This is a genomic window from Ruegeria sp. CE9 (assembly GCF_056537425.1).
The window spans coordinates 1-1823 of the sequence record NZ_JBQFRO010000050.1; the positions used below are offsets into that span (position 1 = coordinate 1).

Sequence of the window (1823 nt, forward strand, 5' to 3'; positions counted from 1 at the left end):
GGACCCAAAACACCGCGATCGCGTGGCGTTTATTCGTTTGGCGTCAGGACATTTTGAGCGGGGCATGAAACTGCATCATGTGCGCTCTAAGAAACCGATGGCTGTATCCAACCCCGTGCTCTTCCTCGCAGCTGACCGCGAATTGGCGGAGGAGGCATGGGCAGGCGACATTATCGGCATTCCCAATCACGGGCAGTTGCGCATCGGGGATGCCCTGACCGAAGGGGAGGCGCTGCGCTTTACAGGGATACCCAGTTTCGCGCCTGAATTGTTGCAAGTGGCGCGCGCAGGCGACCCGATGAAAGCCAAACACCTTGAAAAGGCCCTGATGCAATTCGCCGAAGAAGGGGCGGCAAAAATCTTTAAGCCACAACTTGGCTCAGGTTTTATCGTGGGTGTTGTGGGCGCGCTGCAATTCGAGGTTCTCGCCAGTCGGATAGAACTGGAATACGGGCTGCCCGTGCGTTTTGAAGCCAGCCAATTCACATCGGCCCGATGGGTGCATGGCGCGCGCGATAAGGTCGATGCATTTGCAACCGCCAATAAACAACATATGGCGGTCGATAATGATGGCGACCCTGTGTATCTGACGCGCCTGCAATGGGACATTGATCGTGTCGAACGCGACTACCCCGATGTGCGGCTCTCGGCGACCAAGGAATTGATGGTTTAACACCCCGTTTGACCCTTGCCGTGGTTTCGGCTAAATGCTTGTCCATTCTTGGCAATCTGGCCAAGGATCACGCCGCGGAGCGCGCGAGGAAATGCGCTCCTTCACATATGCCAGTTGAGACTGGCCAGAACGGACGCATATGACCAAATTCACCGATCTAAACCTCAATCCGAAGGTTCTGAAAGCTATATCTGAAGCAGGGTATGAAACCCCAACCCCCATTCAGGCAGGCGCAATCCCCCCCGCATTGGAAGGGCGCGATGTTTTGGGGATTGCCCAGACGGGCACAGGCAAAACTGCCAGTTTCACATTGCCCATGATCACGCTTTTGGCACGGGGTCGGGCACGGGCGCGGATGCCACGTAGCCTCGTTCTTTGTCCCACCCGCGAATTGGCGGCACAGGTGGCCGAAAATTTCGACACCTACACCAAGCATCTGAAACTGACCAAGGCCCTGCTGATTGGCGGGGTGTCATTCAAAGAGCAAGACCTTCTGATTGATCGGGGTGTCGATGTTCTGATCGCAACACCGGGCCGTCTCTTGGATCATTTCGAGCGCGGCAAACTGCTGTTGACGGGCGTTCAGATCATGGTGGTGGATGAGGCCGACCGCATGTTGGATATGGGCTTTATCCCCGATATTGAGCGGATTTTCTCGCTGACGCCCTTCACGCGCCAAACCTTCTTTTTCTCTGCCACGATGGCCCCAGAGATTGAGCGGATCACATCAACCTTTTTGTCTAATCCCGCGCGGATCGAAGTGGCGCGCCAATCCACGACATCCGACACCATCACGCAGGCGTTGTTTTCCTTCAAACCCACCCGCCGCGACACAAGCGCGAAAGAAAAGCGCACCATGCTGCGCGCCGCGATTGCCGCAGAGGGCGAGGGTTGCACAAATGCCATCATCTTCTGCAATCGCAAAGTGGATGTCGATATAGTCGCAAAATCGTTGAAGAAACACGGGCTGGATGCCGCCCCTATTCATGGCGATTTGGATCAATCGCAACGCATGCGCACCTTGGATGGGTTCCGCGAAGGAAGCCTTCGCTTTCTTGTGGCCTCAGATGTGGCCGCGCGCGGCCTTGATGTGCCAAGCGTAAGCCACGTGTTTAATTTTGACGTCCCCTCTCACGCCCGGGATTACGTC

General features: G+C 56.1%; 2 protein-coding genes. Both read left to right on the forward strand.

Features of this window, described 5'->3' with window-relative positions; genetic code table 11:
• A partial coding sequence (locus ACR0B3_RS23810; protein WP_480811214.1) for an EF-Tu/IF-2/RF-3 family GTPase occupies positions 1–673 on the forward strand: 673 nt, incomplete at its 5' end.
• A gap of 139 nt (positions 674–812) precedes the next feature.
• On the forward strand, positions 813–1823 hold a 1011-nt coding region (locus ACR0B3_RS23815), incomplete at its 3' end, for a DEAD/DEAH box helicase (RefSeq protein WP_480811215.1).